We start from the raw sequence: 24,535 nt of genomic DNA, 5'->3' as shown, positions 1-24,535 counted from the left end.
GCATTCCGGCTGCCAAGGAAGCGCACCGATCGTCGGGGTCAGCGTGCGAGAACCTTCATGGCGCCGTCGAGCCCGTCGAGCGTCAGCGGGAACATGCGCCCGCCCATCAGCCCGCCGATCTGGCGGATGGACTGGGTGTAGTTCCACAGATGCTGCTGGACCGGGTTGAGCCACACCGATTTCGGGAATTTCGCGGTCAGCCTGTTCATCCAGACCTCGCCGGCCTCCTCGTTCCAGTGCTCGACCGAGCCGCCGGGCATCGCGATCTCGTAGGGGCTCATCGAGGCATCGCCGACGAAGACCAGCCGGTAATCGCCCGGATAGGTCCGCAGCACGTCCCAGGTCGGGATCTGCTGGTCGTGGCGCCGCCGGTTCTCCTTCCACACCCGCTCATAGGGGCAGTTGTGGAAATAAAAATGCTCGAAATGCTTGAACTCCGCCCGCGCGGCAGAGAAGAGCTCCTCGGCCAGCTCGATATGCCAGTCCATCGAGCCGCCGACATCGAGGAAGAGCAGCACCTTGACGGCGTTGCGGCGCTCGGGCCGGAGCTGGACGTCGAGATAGCCGTGCTTGGCGGTCTCGCTGATCGTGGTGTCGAGATCGAGTTCCTCGGCCGCGCCCGTGCGGGCGAAGCGGCGCAGGCGCCGCAGCGCGATGCGCAGGTTGCGCACGCCGAGTTCGCGCGTGTCGTCGAAATCCTTGAACTCGCGCTTGTCCCAGACCTTCACCGCCCGGAAGTTGCGGTTCTTGTCCTGGCCGATGCGGATGCCTTCGGGATTGTAGCCATAGGCGCCGAAAGGTGAGGTGCCTCCGGTGCCGATCCATTTGTTGCCGCCCTGATGACGGCCCTTCTGCTCGTCGAGCCGTGCTTTAAGCGTCTCCCAGAGCTTCTCCCAGCCCAGCGCTTCGAGCTGTGCTTTCTCTTCGTCGGTCAGGAATTTTTCGGCGAGCTTGCGCAGCCATTCCTCGGGAATGCCGGCCTGTTCGATCGCCTGGTCCAGCGTCTCCATGCCCTTGAACACCTGGGCGAAGACCTGGTCGAACTTGTCGAGATGGCGCTCGTCCTTCACCAGCGTGACGCGGGCGAGATAATAGAACTCGTCGACCCTGTGTTCGGCGAGATCGGCCTCGACGCCTTCGAGCAGCGTCAGATACTCGCGCAGGGTCACGGGGACCTTGGCGGCGCGCAGATCGGTGAAGAGGCGAAGGAACATGCCGCTAATGTGAGGGCATGGTGCGCAGGGTCAAGCAGCGTCCACGTCTGATGCGCGAACGCTGCCTGATCCCGATGCTGGCTTTACGCCACCGCGTCGGCAAGGTCCTTGGTGACCTTGAACTTCACGACGGTCTTGGCGGGAACCTTGATGGTCGCGCCGGTCGAGGGGTTGCGGGCCTCGCGGGCTTCGCGCTTGGCGGCGGAGAGCTTGCCGATGCCGCCGAGCGTGACGTCGTCGCCGCTCTTCAGCGTCTTGGCGACGGTCGTGCCGAGAGAGGCCAGGATGGCGGAAACGTCCGCCTTGGTCTTGCCGGTCTCGTCGGCGATGGCGGCAATCAGTTCATTCTTGGTCATGAAAATCCTCCTTGAGAAGGTGCTTCAGGCGTCGCGTGCTGGACTACGGCCGTTCATGCTGGTTTCCGACACGAGCGACCGCGACACATTGCTGCTATTCGCGGCGCGCAACTCACGCAGTTGCCACGGTTATCGCGGAAAGACGATGCCCGTGGCGGTAGATACGCACAGAAAACGGCTTCGTTCCGCTGATCTCGGGTTTGAAGACGCGGTCTGGGCGGGGCCGAAGGGGTCCGGGACCGCCGCTGAAGCAGACAGAGGCGGGCACGGCGCGAATCGCAGCGCCGGTGGAGGGAAGCCCGCCAGCGCTGGTGGACAGTAGGCTCAAGCCTGGATGCCGTCGACGTACCAGTCCATCTTGGAGAGCATCTCGTCGCTGGCCTTCTCGCCAGCCTTGAGGCGCACGACGCCCTTCTGGTCCTTCAATTCGCCGGTGAAGGGGTGGAGCGTGCCGGCCGAAATGCCCTTGATCACCTCGTCGGCGGCGGCGCGGGCCGCAGGTGTGACCGCATCGTTATAAGGCGCGATCCGAACCATGCCGGCCTTGAGCCCGTCCCAGACGTCGCCGGTCTTCCAGCTGCCGTCCATCACGTCCTTGACGCGCTTGATGTAGTAGCCTGACCAGTCGTCGACGATGGCGGTGAGATGCGCCTTGGGCGCGAAGGCCTTCATGTCGGACGCCTGGCCGAACGCGAAGACGCCGCGCTGCTCGGCCGCCTGCAAAGGCGCCGCCGAGTCGGTGTGCTGGGTGATCATGTCCGCGCCCTGGTCGATCAGCGCCTTGGCGGCGTCGGCTTCCTTGGCCGGATCGTACCAGGTGGAGGCCCAGACGACCTTGGTCTTGAAGTTCGGGTTCACCTTGCGCGCGGCGAGATGGAAGGCGTTGATGCCCATCACCACCTCGGGGATCGGAAAGGAGGCGACATAGCCGGCCTGACCGGTCTTCGACATGTGGCCGGCGATGGTGCCGATCACGGCGCGGCCTTCGTAGAAGCGGGCGTTGTAGGTCGCGACGTTGTCGGCGCGCATATAGCCGGTGGCGTGCTCGAAATGGATCTTCGGGAACTGCTTGGCGACCTGGATGGTCGGGTTCATGAAGCCGAACGAGGTTGCGAAGATCAGCTGGTTTCCGGCCTGGGCGAGCTGGCGGATGGCGCGGGCCGCGTCCGGCCCTTCGGCGACGTTCTCGAGGAAGCTCGTCTTGATCTTGGAGCCGTATTCCTTCTCGAGGGCGAGGCGCCCCTGGTCATGGGTCCAGGTGTAGCCATGGTCGCCGATCGGGCCGACATAGACGAAGCCGATGCCGAGCGGGGCCTGTGCCGAGGCGCCGCGGCCGAGAATGGGCAGGGTCGAGGCGGCGGCCGCCCCGAAGGTCAGCCTGCGGCGGGTGATGATGCTGGTCATGAGGTGAACTCCCCGTTGTCGGTTGCGGCGTCAGGACGCCGAGAAGGGTTTGCCGAGGCAGGCCGGTGCGTCGAGCCGGCCGGTCTTTCGTCCTAGCGACATCATGGTCAGAACCGCAATCGTCGCAAGGTAGGGGGCCATCGCCAGAACCTCGGGCGCGAGCCAGCTGACGCCGGCGGCCTTGGCCTGCAACTCCAGCGTCATCACCGCGCCGAAGAGATAGGCGCCAAGCAGGAGGCGGCCCGGCTTCCAGGCCGAGAAGACGACGAGCGCCAGCGCGATCCAGCCGCGCCCGGCGGTCAGGCGGTCGGCCCACATCGGCGTGAGTGCGAGCGAGAAATAGGCGCCGCCCAGCCCTGCCAGCGCGCCGCCGAAGGCGACGGCGACATAACGGATGGCGATCACCGGATAGCCGATCGCATGGGCGGAGCCGTCATTCTCGCCGACGGCGCGCAGGATCAGCCCCGGGCGCGTGCGCCGCAGGAAGAAGCCGACGCCCGCGACCAGGATCAGCGAGAGATAGACGAGGAGATCGTGCCCGAAGATCACCCGCAGCACCGGGTGTTCCGACAGCGCCGCGGGAAACACCGGCTGCAGCCGCGTCACAGTCCGCCCGACGAAGCCGGCGCCGATCAGCGAGGAGGCGCCGATGCCGAAGATCGTCAGCGCCAGCCCGGTCGCCACCTGATTGGCCATCAGCGAGAGCGAAAGCACCGCGAAGACCATGGAGGCGGCAACGCCGGCGAAGGCCGCCGCAACGAGGCCGAAGCCGGTGCTGCCGGTCGAGAAGGCGACGGCGAAGCCGGCGACCGCGCCGCACAGCATCATGCCCTCGACGCCGAGATTGAGCACGCCGGCCTTCTCGGCCACGAGCTCGCCCAGAGCCGCGAGCAGCAACGGCGTCGAGGCCGCGATCAGCGTCATCAGGATGGAGACGAGCATGGTGGTGGTCATGGAAACGCACCGTCATTCCGGGGCTTCGCGCAGCGAAGAGCTCGGAACCCAGAAACGCGGGTCGATCCTGAAAAGGCGCTGTCGGGCTCAAGCCTTCGGCTTGCCCCGGAATGACGTCGGAGACTGGTGGGAATTGCCGTCACGCCACCCTCCGCCTCCAGACGATCCGCCACCGCACCAGCACGTCGGTCGCGAGCAGCATGAACAGCAGCATCGCCTGGAACATGCCGGTTGCCGCCTGCGGCAGGCGCACGGTCGACTGCGCGATCTCGCCTCCGACATAGGTCGCGGCCAGCACGATGCCGCCGAAGACGATGCCGAGCGGGTGCAGCCGCCCGAGGAAGGCGACGATGATCGCCGTGAAGCCGTATCCGACCGGGAATTGCGGCGTGAGCTGCCCGAACGGGCCGGCAGCCTCGAACAACCCGGCGAGGCCTGCCAGCGCGCCGCCGATCAGCAGCGTCGCCCATGTCGTGCGCGCGGCACTGAAGCCGCCATGGCGGGCCGCCGCAGGCGCCAGCCCCACCACCTTCACGGCATAGCCGGCCGTCGTCTTCTCCATGAGCAGCCAGGCGACGACCGCAAGCAGCAGCGCGACGGGGATGCCGAGATGGACGAGAGAGCCCTCCCACATCGTCGGCAGCGTCTGGTCGGCGGTGAACATCCGCGTCTGCGGGAAGTTGAAGCCCTCCGGATCCTTCCACGGCCCGCGCACGAGGAAATACAGGAACTGGACCGCGACATAGGTCAGCATCAGGCTGGTCAGGATTTCGCTGACCTGCAGTTTCACCCGCAGGAACGCCGGGATGGCGGCCCAGGCCATGCCGCCAAGGATGCCCGCGAGCACCATGGCAGGCAGGATCCACCACCCGGTCATGCCATAGGTCAGCAGCGCGACGCCGGTGCCGGCGATGGCGCCCATGATGTATTGTCCCTCGGCGCCGATGTTCCAGACATTGGCCCGGAAGCCGATCGCGAGCCCGAGCGCGATCATGATGAGCGGCGCGCCCTTCACGCCGATATCGGCCCAGCGCTGCGGTTCCAGGAACGGCGTCAGGAAGATGCTGCCGACGGCATGGAAACCGTCATAGCCCATGGCGGTGAAGACGATCATGCCGAGCAGCATGGTCAGCACGATCGCGATCAGCGGGCTCAGGGCCAGCATCGGCATGCTCGGCTCGCGGCGGCGGCGCCACTCAAGCATGCGCCGTCTCCGCGCCGTGGACACCGCCCATCATCAGGCCGATCTCGTCGATGCCGAGGCTGGCGACGGGGCGCGGCACCGACAGCCGGCCTTCGTTGATGACGCAGAGCCTGTCGGCGAGTTCGAGCAGCTCGTCGAGATCCTGCGAGATCACCACCACCGCCGAGCCCTTGGCGGCAAGGTCGACGAGCTCCTGCCTTATCGCAGCGGCAGCGCCCGCATCGACGCCCCAGGTCGGTTGCGAGACGACGAGCACGGCCGGCTGCTGGCCGATCTCGCGGCCCATGATGAACTTCTGCAGATTGCCGCCCGAGAGCGAGCGGGCGAGGGCGCCATTGCCGGTGGTCCTGACGTCGAAGAGCTTGATCACGCTGTCGGCGAAGCGCCGGACGCTGCCGCGGCTGATGAAGCCGTGAGGCGCCAGCGGCAGGCGGTGGCGCGCGGTCAGGACGCCGTTGTCGGCGAGCGAGAAATCAGGCACGGCGGCATGGCCGTTGCGCTCCTCGGGTACGCAGGCGAGGCCGAGAGCCCGACGCGTGCCGGCGCCTTGCAGTCCGATCGCCTTGCCGTCGAGCCTGATCGCCTCGGCATTGGCGGCCAGCTGTTCGCCCGAGAGTGCGGTCAGCAGTTCTGCCTGCCCGTTGCCGGCCACACCGGCGATGCCGAGGATTTCGCCGGCCCGTGCCTCGAACGAGATATTCTCCAGATCGGTGCCGAAAGGGGGCTCGCCGGGCAGAGAGAGGCCCTTGGCCTCCAGACGGACCGCTCCGGCCACGGCCGTCTTGCCGTGTTCGATCTTGCGCAGCTCCGCACCGATCATCAGTTCGGCCATGCGCTTGGTCGTCTCGACCTTGGGGTCGCAGGTTGCGACCACGCGCCCGCCGCGCAGGATGGTGGCGCTGTCGCAGAGCGCCTTGATCTCATGCAGCTTGTGCGAAATGTAGAGGATCGAGCAACCCTCCGCCGCGATCTGGCGCAGCGTCGCGAAAAGGCGCTCGACTTCCTGCGGCGTCAGCACCGAGGTCGGCTCGTCCATGATCAGCAGCTTCGGCTTCTGCAGCAGGCAGCGCACGATCTCGATGCGCTGGCGCTCGCCGACCGAGAGCGTATGCACCTCCCGGTCCGGATCGAGCGGAAGCGAATAGGATTGCAGGATGGCGGCGACGCGGCGCTTGAGCTCCTCGCGGTCCACCGCCTCGTCGAGCCCGAGCGCGATGTTCTCGATCACCGTCATCGCGTCGAACAGCGAGAAATGCTGGAAGACCATGCCGATGCCGAGCCTGCGCGCGGCCTTGGGCGAGGAAATCGCGACGGGCGAGCCGTTCCAGTGGATCGTGCCTTCGTCGGCCTGCTGCACGCCGTAGATGATCTTGACCAGCGTCGACTTGCCGGCCCCGTTCTCGCCGAGCAGGGCGTGGATTTCGCCCGGCTCAACGCTCAGGCTGATGTCTTCGTTGGCTTTGACGCCTGGGAAGCTCTTGGAGATATGGGCGAGCGCCAGCCGCGGCGGCACATCCTGCTCACGCGGCGGATTCATGTCTGGCCCGTCTCCCTTTCGCCGGCTGCCGGCGGCCAAGCAAGCAACGCACCAGCTCGGCTGCCGTCAAGGCCGCGATCACCTCCGGGCGCTTGTCGTCCACATCCGAACCACCGATCGGGCATGTCAATCGCGCCAGCGCCTCGCGCCGGCCACCGCTGCGCAGGAAGCTCGCCTCGAAGCGCGCGCGCTTGGTGGCGGAGCCGATCATCCCGACATAGGCCGCATCGCCCCGTGCCAGCGCCGCTTCCGCGAGACGGTAATCCAGCGCGTGGCTATGCGAGAGCACGACGAAGGCGGCACCCTGCGGCGCTCCGGCCATCGCATCCACAGGGTCGGCCATACGGATGCAGGTGACGGCAGGGGGCAGCCCGTTCATGACGTCGTCGCGATCGTCGATGAGGGAGACCGAAAAGGGCAGGGCCGCCAGCGCCTTCGCCAGCGCGCGCCCGGTATGGCCGGCGCCGAAGATCAGGACCGGCGGCCGCGCCGCCGCCTCCGCCTTCTCGCGCGTCGCTATCATGGCGCGCTCGGCCGAACCGCAATGGCGCAGCGAAACGCGCACCCGGCCGCCGCAGCACTGGCCCATCTGCGGGCCGAGCGGGATGTCGAGCAACTGGCCCTCGGCGCCCTCGCTCAGCATGTGTCGGGCGAGGTCGATGCAGTGATACTCGAGCTGACCGCCGCCGATCGTCCCGGCGATCGCCGTGGGGCTGACCGCCATGCAGGCCCCGGCCTCACGCGGCGTCGAACCTTCGGCGGCTTCGATCCTTACGAGGACGATGCCTTCGTGGCGATGTGCGGCGAGGAAGGTGGAGAGGGTCATGTCTCACCTCCGACGTCATTCCGGGGCGGGCCGCAGGGCCGAGCCCGGAACCCATAACCGCAGCTATGGCAGGAAAGAGCGGGTACCGTGACGCTCTTGCGAGCACCATTGGCGGTTATGGGTTCCGGGCTCTTCGCTGCGCGAAGCCCCGGAATGACGGGGGAGGTTCCGAACCTCACCGCCCAACCTCCACCGTGACCCGCTCCACCGCATCCAGCACCCGCTCGGGCGTCGCCGGCGCATCGAGGCGCGGGCAGACCCGATAATCCCCCACGCTGGCCACCGCATCCGAAAGCGCATGCAGCACCGAGATCGCCAGCATCAGCGGCGGCTCGCCCACGGCCTTCGAGCGATGGATCGTCGCCTCGCGGTTCGGTGAGTTCTCGAGCAGATGCACGTTGAAGATGCGTGGCCGGTCGGAAGCGACGGGAATCTTGTAGGTCGAGGGCGCATGCGTCCAGAGACGGCCCTTCTTGTCCCAGACCAGCTCCTCGGTCGTCAGCCAGCCCATACCCTGCACGAAGCCGCCCTCGATCTGGCCCTTGTCGATCGCCGGGTTCAGCGACTGCCCGCAATCATGCAGGATATCGACCCGCTCGACCTTGTATTCGCCGGTCAGCGTATCGATGGCGACCTCTGCCGCCGCCGCGCCATAGGCGAAATAATAGAAGGGATGGCCGCGCCCGGCCTTGCGGTCCCAATGGATCTTCGGCGTGGCGTAGAAGCCGGTCGCCGAAAGCTGGATGCGGGCCATGTACGCGGCCTGGACCAAATCCCCGAAGGCGATGTCGCGGGGGCCGATCTTCACCCGCCCCGGCAGGAAGGCGATGTCCTCGGGCCGCTCCTGCCAGTGCTTCGCCGCGAATTCGGTCAATCGCTTCTTGATCGTCTCGCAGGCATCGAGCGCGGCCATGCCGTTGAGGTCGGAGCCGGAGGAGGCTGCGGTGGCCGAGGTGTTCGGTACCTTGCCGGTGGTGGTCGCGGTGATCTTGATCTGGTCGAGCCCGATGCCGAAGGCCTGCGCCACCACCTGCGCCACCTTGATGTAGAGCCCTTGCCCCATCTCGGTGCCGCCATGGTTCAGCGCGACCGTGCCGTCGGTATAGACATGGACCAGCGCACCGGCCTGGTTGAACCAGGTCGCGGTGAAGGAGATGCCGAATTTCACCGGCGTCAGCGCAATGCCGCGCTTGACGATGAGGCTTTTCGCGTTGGCCTCCCGGATCGCCGCCTTGCGCGCCTGATAGTCTGAGCGTCGCTCCAGCTCGGCGATGACCTCGGCGGCGATATTGTCCTCGACCGTCTGGTGATAGGGCGTGACGTTCCGGCCAAGTCCTTCACTGGAAGAATTGCCGCCATAGAGATTGCGCCGCCGCACCTCCAGCGCGTCGAGCCCTGTCGCGAAGGCGACCTCCTCGATGAAGCGCTCGGCCCCGACCATCCCTTGTGGCCCGCCGAAGCCGCGGAAGGCGGTGTTCGAGCAGGTATGGGTCAGCAGCGGCTCCGAGCGGGCGCGCACGGCCGGGTAGAAATAGCAATTGTCCATGTGGAACAGGGCGCGGTCCGTCACCGGCCCGGAGAGGTCGGCGTTCCAGCCGCAACGCGCCGCATAGACCGCGTCGATCGCATGGATACGGCCTTCGTCGTCAAAGCCGATCTCGTAGTCGCAGACGAAATCATGGCGCTTGCCGGTAATCGCCATGTCGTCGTCGCGGTCCGGCCGGAGCTTCACCGGGCGCCTGAGCCTGCGCGCGCAGATCGCCGCGACGCAGGCGAAGAGATTGGCCTGTGTCTCCTTGCCGCCGAAACCGCCGCCCATGCGCCGGACCTCGACGGTCACCGCATGCGAGCCGACACCGAGCACGGCGGCGACCATGTGCTGGACCTCACTCGGATGCTGGGTCGAGACCAGCACGAGCATGTCCTCGTCCTCGCCGGGGACGGCGAGCGCGATCTGGCTTTCGAGGTAGAAATGCTCCTGACCGCCGATCGCCATCGAGCCGGTCAGCCGACGCGGGCTCGCGGCCAGCGCCGCGGCGAGGTCTCCGCGTTCGAGCTTCAGCGGATCGGTGACGAGCGTCCCGCCCGCGGCTCTTGCGGCGGCGATGTCGATGAGCGGCGCTTCCTCCGCATAGTCGGCCTTGGCCAGAGCTGCTGCATGGCGCGCCTGCTCGCGTGTTTCGGCTACGACGGCAAAAAGCGGCTGGCCGTGGAAGAGGATCGCATCCGTCGCGAAGAGCGGCTCGTCGTGGCGGTGCGTCGAGGAGATGTCGTTGGCGCCGGGCACATCCGCGGCCGTCAGCACCGCGACGACGCCGGGCGCCTGCCTCACCGGATCGAGATCGAGCGAGATCAGCCGGCCGTGGGCGATGCCGCTCGTGCCGAGATAGGCGTGGAGCAGGCCTTCCGGCGCGGCGATGTCGTCGATGTAGAACGCTTCGCCCGCGACATGCTTGATCGCCGAGTCGTGGATGCGGGCGCTGCCCACCGGCCCGGCCTCGATGGCGATATCCAGCTTGCGGCGCGCGTCAGCCATGGGCGACCTCCGCCAGCAGGCCGGCAACGCGGGTTTGCCCCGTGGGCGCGGTCGTCTCGATCAGGAAGCGCCGCAGCAGATTGCCGGCGACCTTCAGGCGATAGGTGGCCGAAGCGCGCATGTCGCTGAGCGGTGTGAAATCCTGTGGCAGGGCGGCGATGGCAGCGGCGACAGCTGTCTCATCCCATGGCTGGCCGAGCAGTGCCTCTTCCGCCGCCTTCGCCCGCTTGGGGATGCCGGCCATGCCGCCATAGGCGAGCCGCGCCTCGCTGACGTGGCCATCCGGCCCCAGTCGCAGGTGGAAGGCGCAGCAAATGGCGGAGATATCCTCGTCGAAGCGCTTCGACACCTTGGAGACGTGGAACTGCGCGTCCGTCCCCAGTTTCGGCACCAGCACCGCCTCGACGAATTCGTCCGGGTGGCGGTCCTGCTTGCGGTAGTCTAGGAAGAAGCTTTCGAGAGGGATCGTGCGGCGTTCGATGCCGTTTGCGCCTTGGCGCGCCAGCACCAGCGTCGCGTCGAGCGCGATCAGGGCCGGCGGCAGGTCTCCGATCGGCGAGCCGTTGGCGATGTTGCCGCCGATCGTGCCGGCATTGCGCACCTGCTCGCCGCCGAACCGCCGCATCAGCTCGTCGAGCTGCGGCGAGAGTCGGGCGAGGGCGGTCCTGACGTCGATATGGCTCGCCATCGCGCCGAAGCGCAGGTGATCGCCCTTGTCCTCGATTTCGCGCAACGCCTCGATCCGCCCGAGATAGATCACCGGATCGAGCCGCTTCATGCCCTTGGTGACCCAGAGCCCGACATCGGTGGCGCCCGCGACCAGCGTCGCCTGCGGGTGAGCGGCGACGAGCTCGGCCAGGCCCTCGGTCGTCGCGGGCGCATGGAAGCTCCGGCCGGAGCCATCGAGCTTCAGCGTCTCCTCGTCCCGCAACGCCATGAGCCGTTCGGCGACGGCCGCGCGGTCGCGCAGGAAATGGTCCTGCTCGCGCGGCGCGATTTCGTCCATGCGCCGTCCGGCGGCGATGATCGGCTCGTAGCCGGTGCAGCGGCAGAGATTGCCGGCCAGCGCATCCTCGATCCGCCCGATGCCGGGCTCGGCTTCGTTCAGGCGTAGCGCCAGCAGCGACATCACGAAGCCCGGCGTGCAGAAGCCGCATTGCGAGCCATGGCATTCCACCATCGCTTGCTGCACCGGGTGCAGGCTGCCATCCGATCCCTTGAGATGCTCCACCGTGAGAAGCTGGCAGCCGTCCAGCGTCGGCAGGAAGCGGATGCAGGCGTTGATCGCCTCATAGCGCAGCCGGCTGCCATCGAGCCGGCCGACGACGACGGTGCAGGCGCCGCAATCGCCCTCGGCACAGCCTTCCTTCGTGCCGGTCATGCGCCTGTCGAGGCGCAGCCAGTCGAGCACCGTCAGCGTCGGGTCGCAGCGATCGATCTCGATCAGCGCGTCGCCGAGCAGGAAGCGCAGGGTGTCACGCATGGTGCGGACCTCCGTCCGGCTTCCATTGTAACGAGGTCATTCCGGGCTTGGCCCGGGATCCATGCCGGAGCGCGTCCGGCGAAGGTTCAGGCATGGATCCCGGATCTCCGCTTCGCTGCGTCCGGGATGACCACCGCCGGGTAATGCACGACTTCATGCCCTCAGATTAGGCACGATCCGCGCTTGGCCGGAAGCTTTGATTTGGTGCAGATGTGACGTGGATTTGTGCTGGAGCCCGCCGAACGTGACTGCCCCCACCGCCATCCGCGCCCTGCGCGGCCGCCTGCTCTGGTTCGTCGATGATCCCTGGACCGCGGGAGAGGCCGCGCATCGGTTCATTGCGGATGGGCTGCTCGTCATCGAGGGCGGGCTCGTCAAGGCGGCAGGCGAGGCGAAGGCGCTGCTGCCGACGCTGCCGGCCGATGTCGAGATCTTGGACCACCGGCCGCATCTGATCATGCCCGGCTTCATCGACGCGCACATCCACATGCCGCAGACGCAGGTTGTCGCCTCCTATGGCGCGCAGCTGATGGAGTGGCTGAACAAATACACCTTCGTCGAGGAGCAGAAGCTCGGCCAGCAGGGCCATGCCGAGAAGCTCTCGCGGTTCTTCCTCGACGAATTGCTTGCGAGCGGCACCACCACGGCGGCGGTCTACTGCTCGGTGCATTCGCAGTCGGCGGACGCTTTCTTTGCCGAATCCGAGCGACGCAACACCCGCATGATCGCCGGCAAGGTGATGATGGATCGCAACGCGCCGGAAGCGCTGAGCGATACGGCCGAAAGCGGCTATCGCGAATCGAAGGCGCTGATCGCGCGCTGGCACGGCAAGGGCCGGCAGCTCTATGGGATCACGCCACGCTTCGCCGTGACCTCGACGCCGGAGCAGCTGGCCGCGGCCGGGCAACTCGCGGCCGAGCATCCGGGCTGCCACGTCCAGACCCATATCAACGAGAACCGGGCCGAGATCGCCTTCGCCCGCAAGCTCTATCCCCAGGCCGCGGATTATGCCGACATCTACAGGGGCTATGGCCTGCTCGGGCCCAGGAGCCTGATGGGCCATTGTATCCACATGACCCACAATGAGTGGCAGGCTTTTGCGGAGACCGGCGCAGTCGCCGTGTTCTGCCCGACCTCGAACCTGTTTCTCGGCTCAGGCCTGTTCGACTGGGCCCATGCCCGCCAACGCGGCGTCAAGGTGGCGGTCGCGACCGATATCGGCGGCGGCACCTCCTATTCGATGCTGCGGACCATGGCCGAGGCCTACAAGGTGCTGCAGTTGCAGGGGCAGTCGCTGTCCGCCTTCGCGGCGCTGCACGCGATCACGCTGGGCAATGCCGCCGCGCTCGGCCTCGATCATCTGGTCGGATCGTTCGAGCCCGGCCGCGAGGCCGATGCCGTGGTGCTCGATACCGGTGCGACGCGGGCGATGGCGCACCGGCTGGAGACGGCGCGCGATCTGGCGGAGGAGCTTTTCGTGCTCGTCACGCTCGGCGACGAACGCAACGTCGCCGCGACCTATGTGATGGGGGAACGCACCGCTGGAGCGTCATTCTCGGGCGGCGCCTAGCGCCGACCCGAGAATCTCATGCCGAGATAGCTGGTTTCCGAGATGGCCGGGTCAAGCCCGACCATGACGGCTGTTCAGGCAATTCAGCCCAGCGCGCCGCCCTTGCGGGCATGGTCGATATAAATCTCGCGCAGGCGCAGCGTCGCCGGGCCGGGCGCGCCGTTATGGATCGTGTGGCTGTCAATCGTGGTCACCGGCATGACGAGGCTGGTCGCGGAGGTGATGAAGGCCTCCTCGGCGTCGATCGCCTCTTCCAGCGTGAATTCGCGCTCCTCGAAGGAGAAGCCCGACTCCGCCAGGAAGGCGAGCACGGCCTTGCGGGTGATGCCCGGCAGCACCTTGTTCGAGAGCGGGCGCGAGATCAGCGTCTTGCCCTTGACGATCCAGGCGGTGGAGGAGGCGCCCTCAGTCACGACGCCGTCCTCGACGAGCCAGGCTTCCTGCGCGCCGCTCTCCAGCGCGAACTGCTTGGCAAGGACCGGCGCCAGCAGGTTGACGCTCTTGATGTCGCGCCGCGCCCAGCGCAAATCCGGCGTCGAGACGACCTTGATGCCGGTCTTGGCGCCCGGCGCATTCACGAAGTTCCGCGCCTGGGTGAACATCACCAGCGTCGGCTGGACATCCTTCGGGAAGGGGAAGTCGCGATCGGCCGCGCCGCGCGAGACCTGCAGGTAGATGCCGCCCTCGTCGAGGCCGTTGCGCTTGATCAGCTCCTCGTGGATCGCGACGAGCTCGGCCTTCGCCCAGGGCAGCGCCAGCCGGATCTCGCCGCAGGAGCGTTCGAGGCGGGCCAGATGCGCCTCGCAATCGACGAGCTTGCCGCCGATCACCGCCGAGACCTCGTAGATGCCGTCGCCGAAGATGAAGCCGCGGTCGAACACGGAAATCTTCGCCTCTTCCTCGGGAAGATAGGCGCCATTGACATAGACGATACGGCTCATCGCTGCGGACTCGCTGGATGGAAAAGGACGCGCCCTTCCTAGCGAAGCTTCGCAGCGGTTGCGAGCACCAAGGCAGGGAAACCGCCCGGCGTCTGGCGCAGGGCCGGCTTGCCTATGGTTTAAGGCTCAGGAAGCGGGTTGGGATCGCGCCGCGCAGGTTCTGCTCGAAGCCGGCGAGCTTCGGCGAAACCAGGTTCTTCGTCGAATAGTGAAGCACCGGAATCCAGGGTTCCTCGGTGATGACGATGCTGTCGGCCTCGCGCAGGATCGCGGCGCGTCGGGCGATATCGAGTTCGTCGGCGGCGAGCTTCATCAGCGCGTCGAATTGCGGATTACTGTATTTGCCGATGTTGAAGCCGGCATTGTCGCTCTGGAACAGGAACAGGAAGTTCTGCGGGTCGGAATAGTCGCCGATCCAGCCATAGCGGGCGACATCGAAATCGCCGCCTTCCCGCAGATAGGCGAAATGCGTGCGGTAATCGGTCTCGACGAAGCGGGTTTCGACCCCGATGGCGCGCCACTGCTCGGCGATCGCTTCAGCCGTGTGGCGGTTGTTGTCGGTGGTGTTGAAGCGGAACTCGATATCGAGCGGCACGCCGCTGCCGAAGCCGGCCGAGGCCAGCAGGCGCTTGGCCTCGTCCTCGCGCTCCAGCACCGAGCTGTAGCGGAAATCGAGTTCGGCGCGCTCGCCGTAATTGCCGATATGCGGCGGCACCACGCCATAGGCCGGCAGCATCGTGCCGCCCCAGATCCGGTCTGCGATGAATTCGCGGTCGAGTTGCAGCGACAGCGCCCGGCGAACGCGAGCGTCGTCGAAGGGCGGCTTGGCGCTGTTGATGATCAGGAAATAGGTCGCGAGATAGGGGCCGATGCGGACCTGCTCGCCGAGCTTTTGCTTCAGCTGCTTGAATTGGTCGGCCGGAATGTCCGTGGTCAGGTGCAGTTCGCCGGCCTGGAAGCGCCGCGCCGCCGCCACGAGGTCGGAGGCCGGATAGAAGATCACCGTATCGATCTTCACATTCGCCGCGTCGTGGAAATGCGGATTGCGGTCGAGCCGGATATGCGAATTCGGGGCGAACTCCTTGATGCTGTAGGCGCCGTTGGTGATCAGGTTCTCTGCCCGTCCCGGCTCCGGCGTCGCGGTGGCGGCGCTCGCCGGGTGGACGGGCAGGGCGCTCTGATGGGTCAGCAGTTCGAGGAGATAGGGCGTCGGCCGTTCGAGCGCGATTTCCAGCGTCCGCTCGTCGACAGCCGAAACGCCGAGACTGTCGAGCGACGAGCCGGCCGCCGCCTTGTGGATCGCCTCGGCATTGCGGAGCGGGTAGAGCAGGTTGGCGTATCTGGCGCCGGTTTCGGGGTTCAGGATGCGGCGGAAGGAATAGACGAAGTCTGCGGCCCTGACCGGATCGCCATTGGACCATTTCGCATTGGCGCGCAGTGAAAAGCGCCATAGCTTGCCGTCCGGGCTCATCGTCCAGCTCTCGGCGACGCCGGGGACGACTTCCCCCCTCATGTTGTGGATGACGAGGCCTTCGCGCAGATCGCGCAGCAGGTGGGCTTCGGCGACTGTCGAGGTCTTGTGCGGATCGAGCGTTTCCGGATCGCCATCATTGCCGCGATGGAAGACGATCCGGCCCTGTGCCGTCGCGGCACGGGTCGCGGCCAGGATGGCGGCGAGCGCCAAAGGTGCGTTGCGGCGCGTGACATCGAGCATGGCAACCTCCCTTCAAGCGGGCGTCGTTGCGAGCGATGCCCGACTTGAAGGGAAGTAGAACCTGACTGAGTGAGTCTGCCAAGCCGGAAAACGACGCCCATGTCGTCGTTTTCACGCCTGGACTGTCAGGAGCTGGCTACAGGCCTAGCGGCCCGCCGCCTTCGCCGCGCTCTCCTGCGCCTCGACGACGGCGACGGCGGTCATGTTGACCACGCCGCGGGCCGTCACCGAGCTGGTGAGGATATGGGCCGGCTTCGCCGTGCCGATCAGGATCGGCCCGACCGGCAGCGCATCGGCCAGCACCTTGGCGAACTGATAGGCGATGTTGGCGGCGTCGAGATTGGGGAAGATCAGGACGTTGGCCATGTCCTTCAGCGTCGAGGAGGGCAGGACGCGCTCGCGGATCAGCGGCACCAGCGCCGTGTCGGCCTCCATCTCGCCGTCGCATTCGAGCTGCGGCGCGCGCTCCCGGATCAGCTTCAGCGCCTTGCGCATCTTGAGCGAGGTCGGGGTGTCCGCCGCGCCGAAATCCGAATGCGAGAGCAGCGCGATCTTGGGCTCCAGGCCGAAGCGCTGGACGTGATTGGCCGCCAGCACGGTCATGTCCGCGATCTCCTCGGCGGTCGGATCGTGCTTCACATGCGTGTCTGAGAGGAAGAAGGCGCCCTTGTTGGTGATGATCAGCGTCATCGCCGCGATGTCGCAGACATTGGGCGCCAGGCCGATGATGTCCTTGATGTGCCGCAGCCGCGACATGAACCGGCCTTCGAGACCGGAGATCATCGCATCCGCCTCGCCGCGCGCAACGGCCAGCGCCGCGATGACGGTGTTGTTGGTGCGCACCAGCGCGCGCGCCGCCTCGGGTGTGATGCCGCGCCGGCCGGCGATGTCGAGATAGGTCTGGACGTAGTCGCGATAACGCGGATCGTCTTCCGGGTTGATCACCTCGAAGTCGACGCCGGGCTTCAGCGACAGGCCGAAGCGCTGGATGCGGGTCTCGATCACGCTCGGGCGGCCGATCAGGATCGGGATGGCGAGCCCTTCCTCCAGCGCGACCTGGGCGGCGCGCAGCACGCGCTCGTCCTCGCCCTCGGCATAGATCACGCGCTTGGGGTCGGCCTTGGCCTGCTGGAATAGCGGCTTCATCAGGAAGCCGGAGCGGAAGACGAAGCGCGAAAGCTGGTCGCGATAGGCCTCGACATCGACCAGCGGCTTGCGCGCCACACCGGTCGCCATCGCGGCCTCGGCCACGGCGGGGGCGATCCGCATGATCAGGCGCGGATCGAACGGGTTCGGGATCAGCGAGTTCGCGCCGAAGGTCGAGGCCTCGCCACCATAGGCGCGGGCCGCGATGTCGGAGGTCGCCTCGCGGGCGAGCGCCGCGATGGCGCGCACCGCGGCGAGCTTCATCGCCTCGTTGATCGTCGTCGCCTGCACGTCGAGCGCGCCGCGGAAGATATAGGGGAAGCACAGGACGTTGTTGACCTGGTTCGGGTAGTCCGAGCGGCCGGTGCAGATCATCGCGTCGGGGCGCACCGCGAGCGCATCCTCCGGCGTGATCTCGGGATTCGGGTTGGCGAGCGCCAGGATCAGAGGCTTCGCCGCCATGCTCTTGGCCATCTCGGGCTTGAGCACGCCGGCAGCCGAGAGGCCGAGGAAGACATCCGCGCCGCCGATGACGTCGGCGAGCGTGCGGGCGTCGGTCTCCTGCGCATAGATCTCCTTCCAGCGATCCATCAGCGTGTTGCGGCCCTTGTAGACCACGCCGTCGAGATCGGTGACCCAGATGTTCTTGCGCTGCGCGCCGAGCTCGACCAGCAGGTTCAGGCAGGCGAGCGCGGCGGCGCCCGCTCCGGAAACCACGATCTTGACGTCGGCGATCTTCTTGGCGGCGAGGTCGAGCCCGTTCAGCACAGCGGCCGAGACGATGATCGCCGTGCCGTGCTGGTCGTCATGGAAAACCGGAATCTTCATCCGGGCCTTGAGCTGCTCCTCGATCTCGAAGCATTCCGGACCCTTGATATCCTCGAGGTTGATGCCGCCGAAGGTCGGCTCCAGCGCCGCGACCACCTCGACGAATTTTTCGATGTTCTTCTGCTCGACCTCGATGTCGAAGCAGTCGATCCCGGCGAATTTCTTGAACAGGACGGCCTTGCCCTCCATCACCGGCTTGGAGGCGAGGGGGCCGATATCGCCGAGGCCCAGCACGGCGGTGCCGTTGGTGATGACGGCGACGAGGTTCTGGCGCGAGGTGAGTTCGGCGGCTTCCGACGGATCGTCGACGATCGCCTCGCATGCGGCGGCGACGCCGGGCGAATAGGCGAGCGCCAGGTCGCGTTGGTTGCCGAGCGGCTTGGTCGCCTGGATCTCGAGCTTACCGGGCCGGGGCTGGCGATGATAGACGAGCGCGCCCGAGCGCAGATCGTTAGAGAGAGTGCTTTTCATAGCGCGCGTTCATCCCCGCAATCCGAATGTTGCTGGTCGCGCGAAAGCCCCTACGGCGTCAAGCGGTCAGGATGCCTCAACTGGCAGCGCGCCGCCGGGGAGGCGGCCACGCCCGGTTGAATCAAGCTGTGAAGGACGTGAATCACGCACTGAGCCAACCGTCGCAACCTGCTGGTCTGATTCAGGAAATGGCATCCTGAAACGACGCTGTACCGGCCGGGCCCGGATATCGATGGCCGATGCGAGCTCAGAACGCCTTGAAGGTGATGATCGTGTGGGTGTCGGCGATCTCGGGGATCGACTGCACCTTCTGCGCGACGAAATGGCCGATATCGACATCGGCCGCGACATGGAATTTGGCGAGGATGTCGTAGTTGCCGGCGGTCGAGTAGATCTCGGAGGCGATCTCGCGATCGGCCAGCTCGCTGGCGACCTCGTAGGTCTTGCCGAGCTTGCATTTGATCTCGACGAAGAAGGTCTGCATCGCGCGCTCCGAAACTCTGATGCGGTCTGGATAGGGCATCGGCCCGAAAAGTGGAATGCGGTTTTCGGACAAGGCCGATGCGGAAACAAGGGCGATCCTCCGCGCCGGAAGATCAGGCTCCGGCGAGGGCGGCGATGCGCCGGGTCATTGCATTGTCCGGCTCCGCCAGCCCGGCGATGACGGTGAAATGATTGGCGCCGGGGATTTCCTCATAGCGTGTCGTCACGCCTTCCAGCCCCCAGACATCGACGAGCCGGCGGCTCTGCTTGTGGTACTCGTCGCTCTCTGCGCCGCCGACCACGGCATCCATCGTCAGCCGCGACGGCGCCGACCAGAACAGCGGGCTTTCGAGCTCGGCCGCCTCCATGCTGAGGCCGAGCGCCTTGTTGATGCTCGTCTCGGTCAGGGGCTTGAGGTTGTAGAGGCCGGAGATGCCATACGCGGCCGGCACCAGATGCTCGGGCAGATCGGCGTCGACATTCTTCCAGTCGGTGGCCAGCGTGCAAGCGCTGAGATGCCCGCCGGCGGAATGCCCGGTCGCGACGACGGGCAGGCCGAAGCGCCGCCATAAGGCAGCAGCTGCCTGCTGCAGCTCCCAGACGATATGGCCGAGATCGACCTGCGGGCAGAGGTCGTAGCCGACAACCGCGACGGGCAGGCCGAGCCCGTTCAACCCCCGTGCCATATGCGAGAAATGGCTGCGATCCAGTCTCTGCCAGTAGCCGCCATGGATGAACATGACGAGCGCGTTGCCTTGGATCGTTTCGGGTTTGAACAGATCGTAGAACTGCCGCTCGCCCTCGCCATAGGAGACGCCGAGTTCGCACAGCGCCGTGGCGCGGTAGGCCGCGGCATCGGCCTGCCAGCCGGCGACGATGCCGGGATGCTCCGGCACGCGGGCGCGGTTGTCGTATTCGGTCTCGTAATCAGGCGACATCGGTATCCTGCTCGGGAGAAGGCTCGGCTGACTTCGGAACTACGGTGGCAGCCGCGCGCGGTTTCCGCCAGCGCTTTTGACAGGTCGTACTGTCGGAGCCAAAACCGGCTATCCGCAGCAAGCGGAATCTGGAGGCCGCCATGGAAAACCCTGTCCTCGCCGAAGTCACGCGCGGCAATGTCGTCGAATCGCGGCACCGCGGCTCCGCGATCGTGGTCGATGCCGATGGGGCGGTGGTCTTCGCCGCCGGCGATCTCGATCGGCCGGTGTTTCCGCGTTCGGCCGTGAAGGCGATCCAGGGGCTGCCGCTCCTGGAGAGTGGCGCTGCCGATCGTTACGGGCTGACGGAGGCCGAGATCGCGCTCGCGGTGTCCTCGCATTCCGGTGAGCCGCTTCACGCCCAGACCTCGCTCGCCATGCTGAAGAAGGCTGGGCGCGATGCCGGCTGCCTCGAATGCGGCGCGCATTGGCCGATGAACGAGGCCGTGGCGCGCGAGCTGGCCAAATCGGGCGCCGAACCCAGTGCGCTGAACAACAACTGCTCCGGCAAGCATGCCGGCTTCGTCTGCCTCGCCTGCGGTCTCGATGAGGACCCGGCCGGCTATGTGAAGGCGAGCCACCCCGTGCAGCAGGCGGTGCGCGACGCGCTGGAGACGGTGACCGGCGCTCCCCATACCTCCGAGCGCATGGGCATCGACGGTTGCTCGATTCCCTCCTACGCCGTGCCGCTCAAGGCGCTGGCGCTCGGCTTCGCGCGGCTGGGCACCGGACATGGCTTCGGCCCCGAGCGGGCGAAAGCGGCCGCGCGCATCCGCGCCGCAGCCGCCGCCCACCCCTTCATGGTGGCGGGCACAGGCCGCTACGACACGCGGCTGATGGAGCTGCTGGGGGCGCGCGCCTTCACAAAGACCGGGGCCGAGGGCGTCTATTGCGCCGCCCTCCCGGAGCTGGGCTATGGCATCGCGCTGAAATGCGATGACGGCGCCGGTCGCGCCGCGGAGGTTGCGCTCGGCGCGCTGATCGCCCGCTTCCTGCCGATGGACGAGCCGACTCAGGCAGCCTTCGCGCCGTTGCGCGAGACCGTGCTGAAGAACTGGAACGGCATCGAGGTCGGTCGCATCCGCGCACCGGCCGCCTGAGGCCGCCTCAGCGCACCGCGTTGTTCGCGATCGTGATCCCCACGGCCTTCGGGTCGGGGGCCTTGGCGAGGTCGCCGGTGATGGGCTTGCCGTATTCGGTGCCGACGATGGCGCCGTCGCGGGCTTCGTCGATGACGTTGTTGGCGATCAGCGCATTGCGTTCCTTCGGCACCAGCGAGACGGAGATGCCGATCCCGGCTTTGCGGACCACGTTGCCGGTGGCGGATAGATTGCGCATGCCCCAGGACCAGCCGAGCGAGATGCCGATCTCGCTGGCGTTCTCGATGACGTTGCCTGTCACCGCCGCTTCCGCCTCGACATGGACGCCGATGCCGCCGACCGGCGCCTTGCCGTTAGGGGCGATCGCCCGCCTGGCGTTGCGGATGATGTTGTTGGCGAAGACGGCGAGCCGCCCGCCATGGTCAAGATTGGTGATGTTGGCGCCCTGGGCGCAATCCTCGACCAGGTTGTTGGCCATGATCGTGCCCTCGAAGGCGAATTCGGCATAGAGCCCGACCTCGCCGCAGCGCCGCCCCTGATTGCCGAGGATCTGCACGCCGGAGCCCGAATTGTTGCGGATGAAGGTCATGGCGCAGTCACGCAGCTGGTTGCCTTCGATGATGACGCCGCCGGCGCGATAGAGACTGATGCCGTTGCCGTTCTGGCCGTCACCGCCGGCATCGGCGCGGATGCGGCTCACCCTGTTGCCACGGACGATCGAACGATCGTCGCCGGGCTGGCTGCGCCAGATCTGGATACCGTTATTGCCGCAATCCTCGACCTCGTTCTGCTCGATCGCCAGACCGGCCGAGTCGAGCGAGAACAGGGCGGAATCGCGCATGCCGCGGAATTTGCTGGTCGCGACGCGCCCGCCGCAGCGATTGAGCACAAGGCCGACCGAGCCGGCCTTGGCGAATTCGCAATCCGAGATCGCGATCTCGCCGACGGTGTCGCAGGCCACGAGCCCTGCCTTCTGGGGCGAGGGGATATCGAGGCCGTCGAAGGTCAGTCCGGAAAGGCTCGCGCGGCCGATATTGGAAGCGACGAGCAGCGGGCCGCCGCTCGCGGTGACGAGGCGCGTCTTGCCGGAAACCCCGATGAGCTGCGCGCCATCCGGCAACTGGACAGCACCGAGGCGGTAACGGCCGGGCGGCAGGACAAGCGGCGCGCCGCGCTTCGATGCCTCGTTAAGGGCAGCCTGCAGTCGTTGCGCCTGATCCTCGGACGCGCCGGGCCGCAGCCCGAACTGGCTCGCGTCCAGGCCGAGATGGCCGAGCGGGCCTCTGTTCGCCGGGGTGGGCTGTGCCCAAGCCGGCAAGGTGGGCCAGGCCGCGCCGACGAGGCCGGCCGCCAGCAATCCGCGCCGTGAGAGGGCCATGAAACCTCCTGTTCGGTCGAGCCACGATCAAGCGCCGTGCCAGCGCTGACGTGCCGATTTGGAACGGGCTTGTGAAGAGAGGCGGCCGATTTAGGCTAGAGCCCAAGCGCCTGCGCGATCTCCTCGGCGGCGAGCGTCGGCGCGAGTTCGCCGGACGAGACGGCGGCCTCCAGCTCCGGGGTGCGCGCCTTCAATGCGGGATCGTGCCGGAGCCTGGCCTGCAAGCGGTCCTGCACCATCGCCCACATCCATTTGACGTCCTGGCGCCGGCGCTTCTCGGCGATCAGGCCTTTCGCCTCGAAGCGGGCATGGTGCTCCTCGACCTTGGCCCAGAGCGCTTCGAGCCCGTCGCCGGTCAGCCCCGAGATGGTCACGACCGGCGTGCTCCAGAGCGGCGACGCGGGCGCGAGAATGTGCAGTGCCGCCTTGTATTGCGCGGCCGCTGCGCGGGCGGCGGTCGCGCCGGTGCCATCGGCCTTGTTGACCGCGATCATGTCGGCAAGCTCGATGATGCCCTTCTTGATGCCCTGCAGCTCGTCGCCGGCATTGGGCAGCATCAGGACGAGGAAGAAATCGGTGAGATCGGCGACCGCCGTTTCCGACTGGCCGACGCCGACCGTCTCGACCAGGATGATGTCGAAACCAGCCGCCTCGCAGAGCAGCATCGTCTCACGCGTCTTGGCGGCGACGCCGCCCAGCGTGCCGGAGGAGGGCGAGGGGCGGATATAGGCGTTGGGGTCGACGGCGAGCTGCGCCATCCGCGTCTTGTCGCCGAGGATCGAGCCGCCCGTGCGCGTGGAAGAGGGATCGACCGCGAGCACCGCGACCTTGTGGCCCTTGCTGGTGAGATAGCCGCCGAGAGCATCGATCGTCGTCGATTTGCCGACGCCGGGCACGCCGGTGATGCCGACGCGGATCGCGCGCCCCGTATGCGGCAGCAGCCGCTGGATCAGCGCCTGCGCCTTCTCACGATGATCGGCGCGACGCGACTCGACCAGCGTGATCGCACGGGCCAGCGCGGCGCGCTCGCCGGCGAGGATCGCATCGCCGAGCGATTCGGCTGGGGAAGTGCGGTCGGCCATGGCGCCAGTTAGCAAGCAGGCGCCGCGGGCGACAAGGCATCCCGCGCATCACTTGCATCATCACTGTGTCATGCAGGCATCTTGAAGATTTGGGCCTGTGATGAGACGACTTGGCGAATGAAGGGCGTGGTGATGCGGCTTCGTGGTGTTCTGTTGGCGTTGGTGCTGCCGCTGCTCGTGGCCGCCTGTGCAACGCCGCGCGTGCTGGAACTGACCCAGGCGCCGGCCGCCGATATCGCCGGAAAGGTCGAAATCTACGTTGCGACGACGCGTGAGCCTTCGGCGCAGCCCGTCTACTTCAGCGGCGAGCGCGGCCCCAAGCTGTCCTTCGCCCGGCTCGACATCACCGTTCCGCGCGACCACAAGGCCGGCAATCTCGAGCTGCCGAGCTCGGGACCGGGCGATCCGGCCAAGCACTTCACTGCCACCCATGTCCAGCGGCTCGATCTCGCGCCCATCGTCTCCGATGTGCGCAGGGAGCTGCAGCGGCGTCCGGCCTCGCAGCGCGACGTGCTGGTCTTTGTACACGGCTACAATACGAATTTCGCCGATGCCGCCTATCGCTTCGCCCAGATCGTCTATGATTCCGGCTTCAAGGGCGTGCCGGTGCTGTTCTCATGGCCGTCGCGCGGCGAACTCCTCGCCTATCCCTACGATCGCGAGAGCGCCTTTTACTCGCGCGATTTCCTCGAAGGGAATTTGCGGGCGATCGCGCGCGATCTCGGCACCTCGCGCATGGATATCCTCGCCCATTCGATGGGGACGCTGCTGACGCTGGAAACGTTGCGCCAGGCCGCGATCCGTGGCGACGGCGCTTTCGGCGGCAAACTGCGCGACGTGATGCTCGCGGCGCCCGACGTCGATCTCGACGTCTTCAAGACGCAGATGAATCAGATCAGGCGACCAGTTACCGTCTTCGTTTCGGCCGACGACAGGGCGCTCGACTTCTCCCGTCGCTTCGCCGGTGACAAGAGGCGCCTCGGCGCCGTTTCGGCGAAGGATGCGGAGATCGTGGCCGAGCTGGAGAAGCTCGGCGTGCGTATTGTCGATATCTCCGAGGTGACGTCGGCCGACAGCCTGAACCACGCCAAGTTCGCCTCCTCGCCCAAGGTCGTGCAGCTCATCGGTGAGCGGTTGCGGCAGGACAAGGGGATCGGCTTCGCCGGGCCGCAATTCGGCGATCGGATCGGCGATGTTGCAGGCGGCGTCGTCGGCACGGTGGGCTCGACGGTCGGGTTGGTCGTGACCGCGCCGTTGACGATCCTGTCCGGCGGACGCTGATGTCACATCGCTGCAACGACCGCGAACCTCCGCGCGCTGAGCGCGGGCTC

19 protein-coding genes are annotated in these 24,535 nt (G+C 66.9%); 3 read left to right on the top strand and 16 right to left on the bottom strand.

The annotated features are described in order from the left end of the window. Positions 1 to 38 precede the first annotated feature (38 nt). The 9 genes from AC2FAN_RS05685 to xdhA form a co-directional block, all read right to left on the bottom strand. Positions 39 to 1,214 (bottom strand): vWA domain-containing protein, encoded by a 1,176-nt coding sequence (locus AC2FAN_RS05685; protein WP_485173012.1) that lies wholly within the window; start codon positions 1,212 to 1,214, stop codon positions 39 to 41. A gap of 83 nt (positions 1,215 to 1,297) precedes the next feature. Further along, positions 1,298 to 1,570: an HU family DNA-binding protein gene (locus AC2FAN_RS05680; RefSeq protein WP_265052451.1), complete on the bottom strand. Its 273-nt coding sequence runs from the start codon at positions 1,568 to 1,570 to the stop codon at positions 1,298 to 1,300. Between the two features lie 324 nt (positions 1,571 to 1,894). Continuing rightward, positions 1,895 to 2,974, bottom strand: coding sequence for a BMP family ABC transporter substrate-binding protein (locus AC2FAN_RS05675; RefSeq protein WP_485173011.1), 1,080 nt, complete (start codon positions 2,972 to 2,974; stop codon positions 1,895 to 1,897). Positions 2,975 to 3,004: 30 nt separating this feature from the next. Beyond that, positions 3,005 to 3,928 (bottom strand): ABC transporter permease, encoded by a 924-nt coding sequence (locus AC2FAN_RS05670; RefSeq protein ID WP_485173010.1) that lies wholly within the window; start codon positions 3,926 to 3,928, stop codon positions 3,005 to 3,007. 139 nt (positions 3,929 to 4,067) lie between these two features. Next, entirely contained in the window at positions 4,068 to 5,132 is a 1,065-nt protein-coding gene (locus tag AC2FAN_RS05665; RefSeq protein ID WP_485173009.1) for an ABC transporter permease, read from the bottom strand. After that, positions 5,125 to 6,669: an ABC transporter ATP-binding protein gene (locus tag AC2FAN_RS05660; protein ID WP_485173008.1), complete on the bottom strand. Its 1,545-nt coding sequence runs from the start codon at positions 6,667 to 6,669 to the stop codon at positions 5,125 to 5,127. Before AC2FAN_RS05660 ends, AC2FAN_RS05665 begins: the two co-directional genes overlap by 8 nt. After that, entirely contained in the window at positions 6,653 to 7,495 is an 843-nt protein-coding gene (xdhC, locus tag AC2FAN_RS05655; RefSeq protein ID WP_485173007.1) for a xanthine dehydrogenase accessory protein XdhC, read from the bottom strand. The genes AC2FAN_RS05660 and xdhC overlap by 17 nt, the downstream gene beginning before the upstream one ends. Positions 7,496 to 7,670: 175 nt before the next feature. Continuing rightward, positions 7,671 to 10,031: a xanthine dehydrogenase molybdopterin binding subunit gene (xdhB, locus tag AC2FAN_RS05650; RefSeq protein ID WP_485173006.1), complete on the bottom strand. Its 2,361-nt coding sequence runs from the start codon at positions 10,029 to 10,031 to the stop codon at positions 7,671 to 7,673. After that, positions 10,024 to 11,514, bottom strand: a complete 1,491-nt coding sequence (gene xdhA, locus AC2FAN_RS05645; RefSeq protein WP_485173005.1) for a xanthine dehydrogenase small subunit — start codon at positions 11,512 to 11,514, stop codon at positions 10,024 to 10,026. Before xdhA ends, xdhB begins: the two co-directional genes overlap by 8 nt. A gap of 244 nt (positions 11,515 to 11,758) precedes the next feature. Between xdhA and guaD the strand changes: the two genes are divergently transcribed. Next, positions 11,759 to 13,084 carry a guanine deaminase gene (gene guaD, locus AC2FAN_RS05640; RefSeq protein ID WP_265052459.1) on the top strand — a complete coding sequence of 442 codons (1,326 nt, stop codon included), beginning with the start codon at positions 11,759 to 11,761 and terminating at the stop codon, positions 13,082 to 13,084. Positions 13,085 to 13,167: 83 nt separating this feature from the next. On the opposite strand, the gene AC2FAN_RS05635 is transcribed toward guaD, so the two are convergent. The 5 genes from AC2FAN_RS05635 to AC2FAN_RS05615 all read right to left on the bottom strand — a co-directional run bounded on the left by AC2FAN_RS05635 (position 13,168) and on the right by AC2FAN_RS05615 (position 19,605). Beyond that, a complete protein-coding gene (locus AC2FAN_RS05635) occupies positions 13,168 to 14,025 on the bottom strand; it encodes a D-amino-acid transaminase (protein WP_265052460.1) in 858 nt (285 codons plus the stop codon). Positions 14,026 to 14,137: 112 nt separating this feature from the next. After that, positions 14,138 to 15,739, bottom strand: a complete 1,602-nt coding sequence (locus tag AC2FAN_RS05630) for a peptide ABC transporter substrate-binding protein (RefSeq protein ID WP_485173004.1) — start codon at positions 15,737 to 15,739, stop codon at positions 14,138 to 14,140. A gap of 144 nt (positions 15,740 to 15,883) precedes the next feature. Further along, positions 15,884 to 18,184, bottom strand: coding sequence for an NADP-dependent malic enzyme (locus AC2FAN_RS05625; RefSeq protein ID WP_265052462.1), 2,301 nt, complete (start codon positions 18,182 to 18,184; stop codon positions 15,884 to 15,886). 247 nt (positions 18,185 to 18,431) lie between these two features. Next, positions 18,432 to 18,668: an Lrp/AsnC ligand binding domain-containing protein gene (locus tag AC2FAN_RS05620; protein ID WP_038361355.1), complete on the bottom strand. Its 237-nt coding sequence runs from the start codon at positions 18,666 to 18,668 to the stop codon at positions 18,432 to 18,434. 112 nt (positions 18,669 to 18,780) lie between these two features. Then, positions 18,781 to 19,605 (bottom strand): alpha/beta hydrolase, encoded by an 825-nt coding sequence (locus AC2FAN_RS05615; RefSeq protein WP_485173003.1) that lies wholly within the window; start codon positions 19,603 to 19,605, stop codon positions 18,781 to 18,783. A 140-nt stretch (positions 19,606 to 19,745) separates the two neighbouring features. Between AC2FAN_RS05615 and AC2FAN_RS05610 the strand changes: the two genes are divergently transcribed. Further along, the gene (locus AC2FAN_RS05610; RefSeq protein ID WP_265052464.1) at positions 19,746 to 20,744 is read left to right on the top strand and encodes an asparaginase; all 999 of its coding nucleotides are present in this window, start codon (positions 19,746 to 19,748) and stop codon (positions 20,742 to 20,744) included. A gap of 7 nt (positions 20,745 to 20,751) precedes the next feature. Here AC2FAN_RS05610 and AC2FAN_RS05605 read toward each other — a convergent pair whose 3' ends face one another. Next, positions 20,752 to 22,122 (bottom strand): TIGR03808 family TAT-translocated repetitive protein, encoded by a 1,371-nt coding sequence (locus tag AC2FAN_RS05605; RefSeq protein ID WP_485173002.1) that lies wholly within the window; start codon positions 22,120 to 22,122, stop codon positions 20,752 to 20,754. A 95-nt stretch (positions 22,123 to 22,217) separates the two neighbouring features. Next, positions 22,218 to 23,204, bottom strand: a complete 987-nt coding sequence (gene meaB / locus AC2FAN_RS05600; protein ID WP_485173001.1) for a methylmalonyl Co-A mutase-associated GTPase MeaB — start codon at positions 23,202 to 23,204, stop codon at positions 22,218 to 22,220. Between the two features lie 132 nt (positions 23,205 to 23,336). Here meaB and AC2FAN_RS05595 point away from each other — a divergent pair, with 132 nt between their 5' ends. Continuing rightward, the gene (locus AC2FAN_RS05595) at positions 23,337 to 24,485 is read left to right on the top strand and encodes an alpha/beta hydrolase (RefSeq protein ID WP_485173000.1); all 1,149 of its coding nucleotides are present in this window, start codon (positions 23,337 to 23,339) and stop codon (positions 24,483 to 24,485) included. Positions 24,486 to 24,535: the final 50 nt, after the last annotated feature.

This window comes from Allobosea sp. RIT-PG3_2, from assembly GCF_057321085.1.
This window is presented reverse-complemented; position numbering and strand designations above follow the sequence as displayed.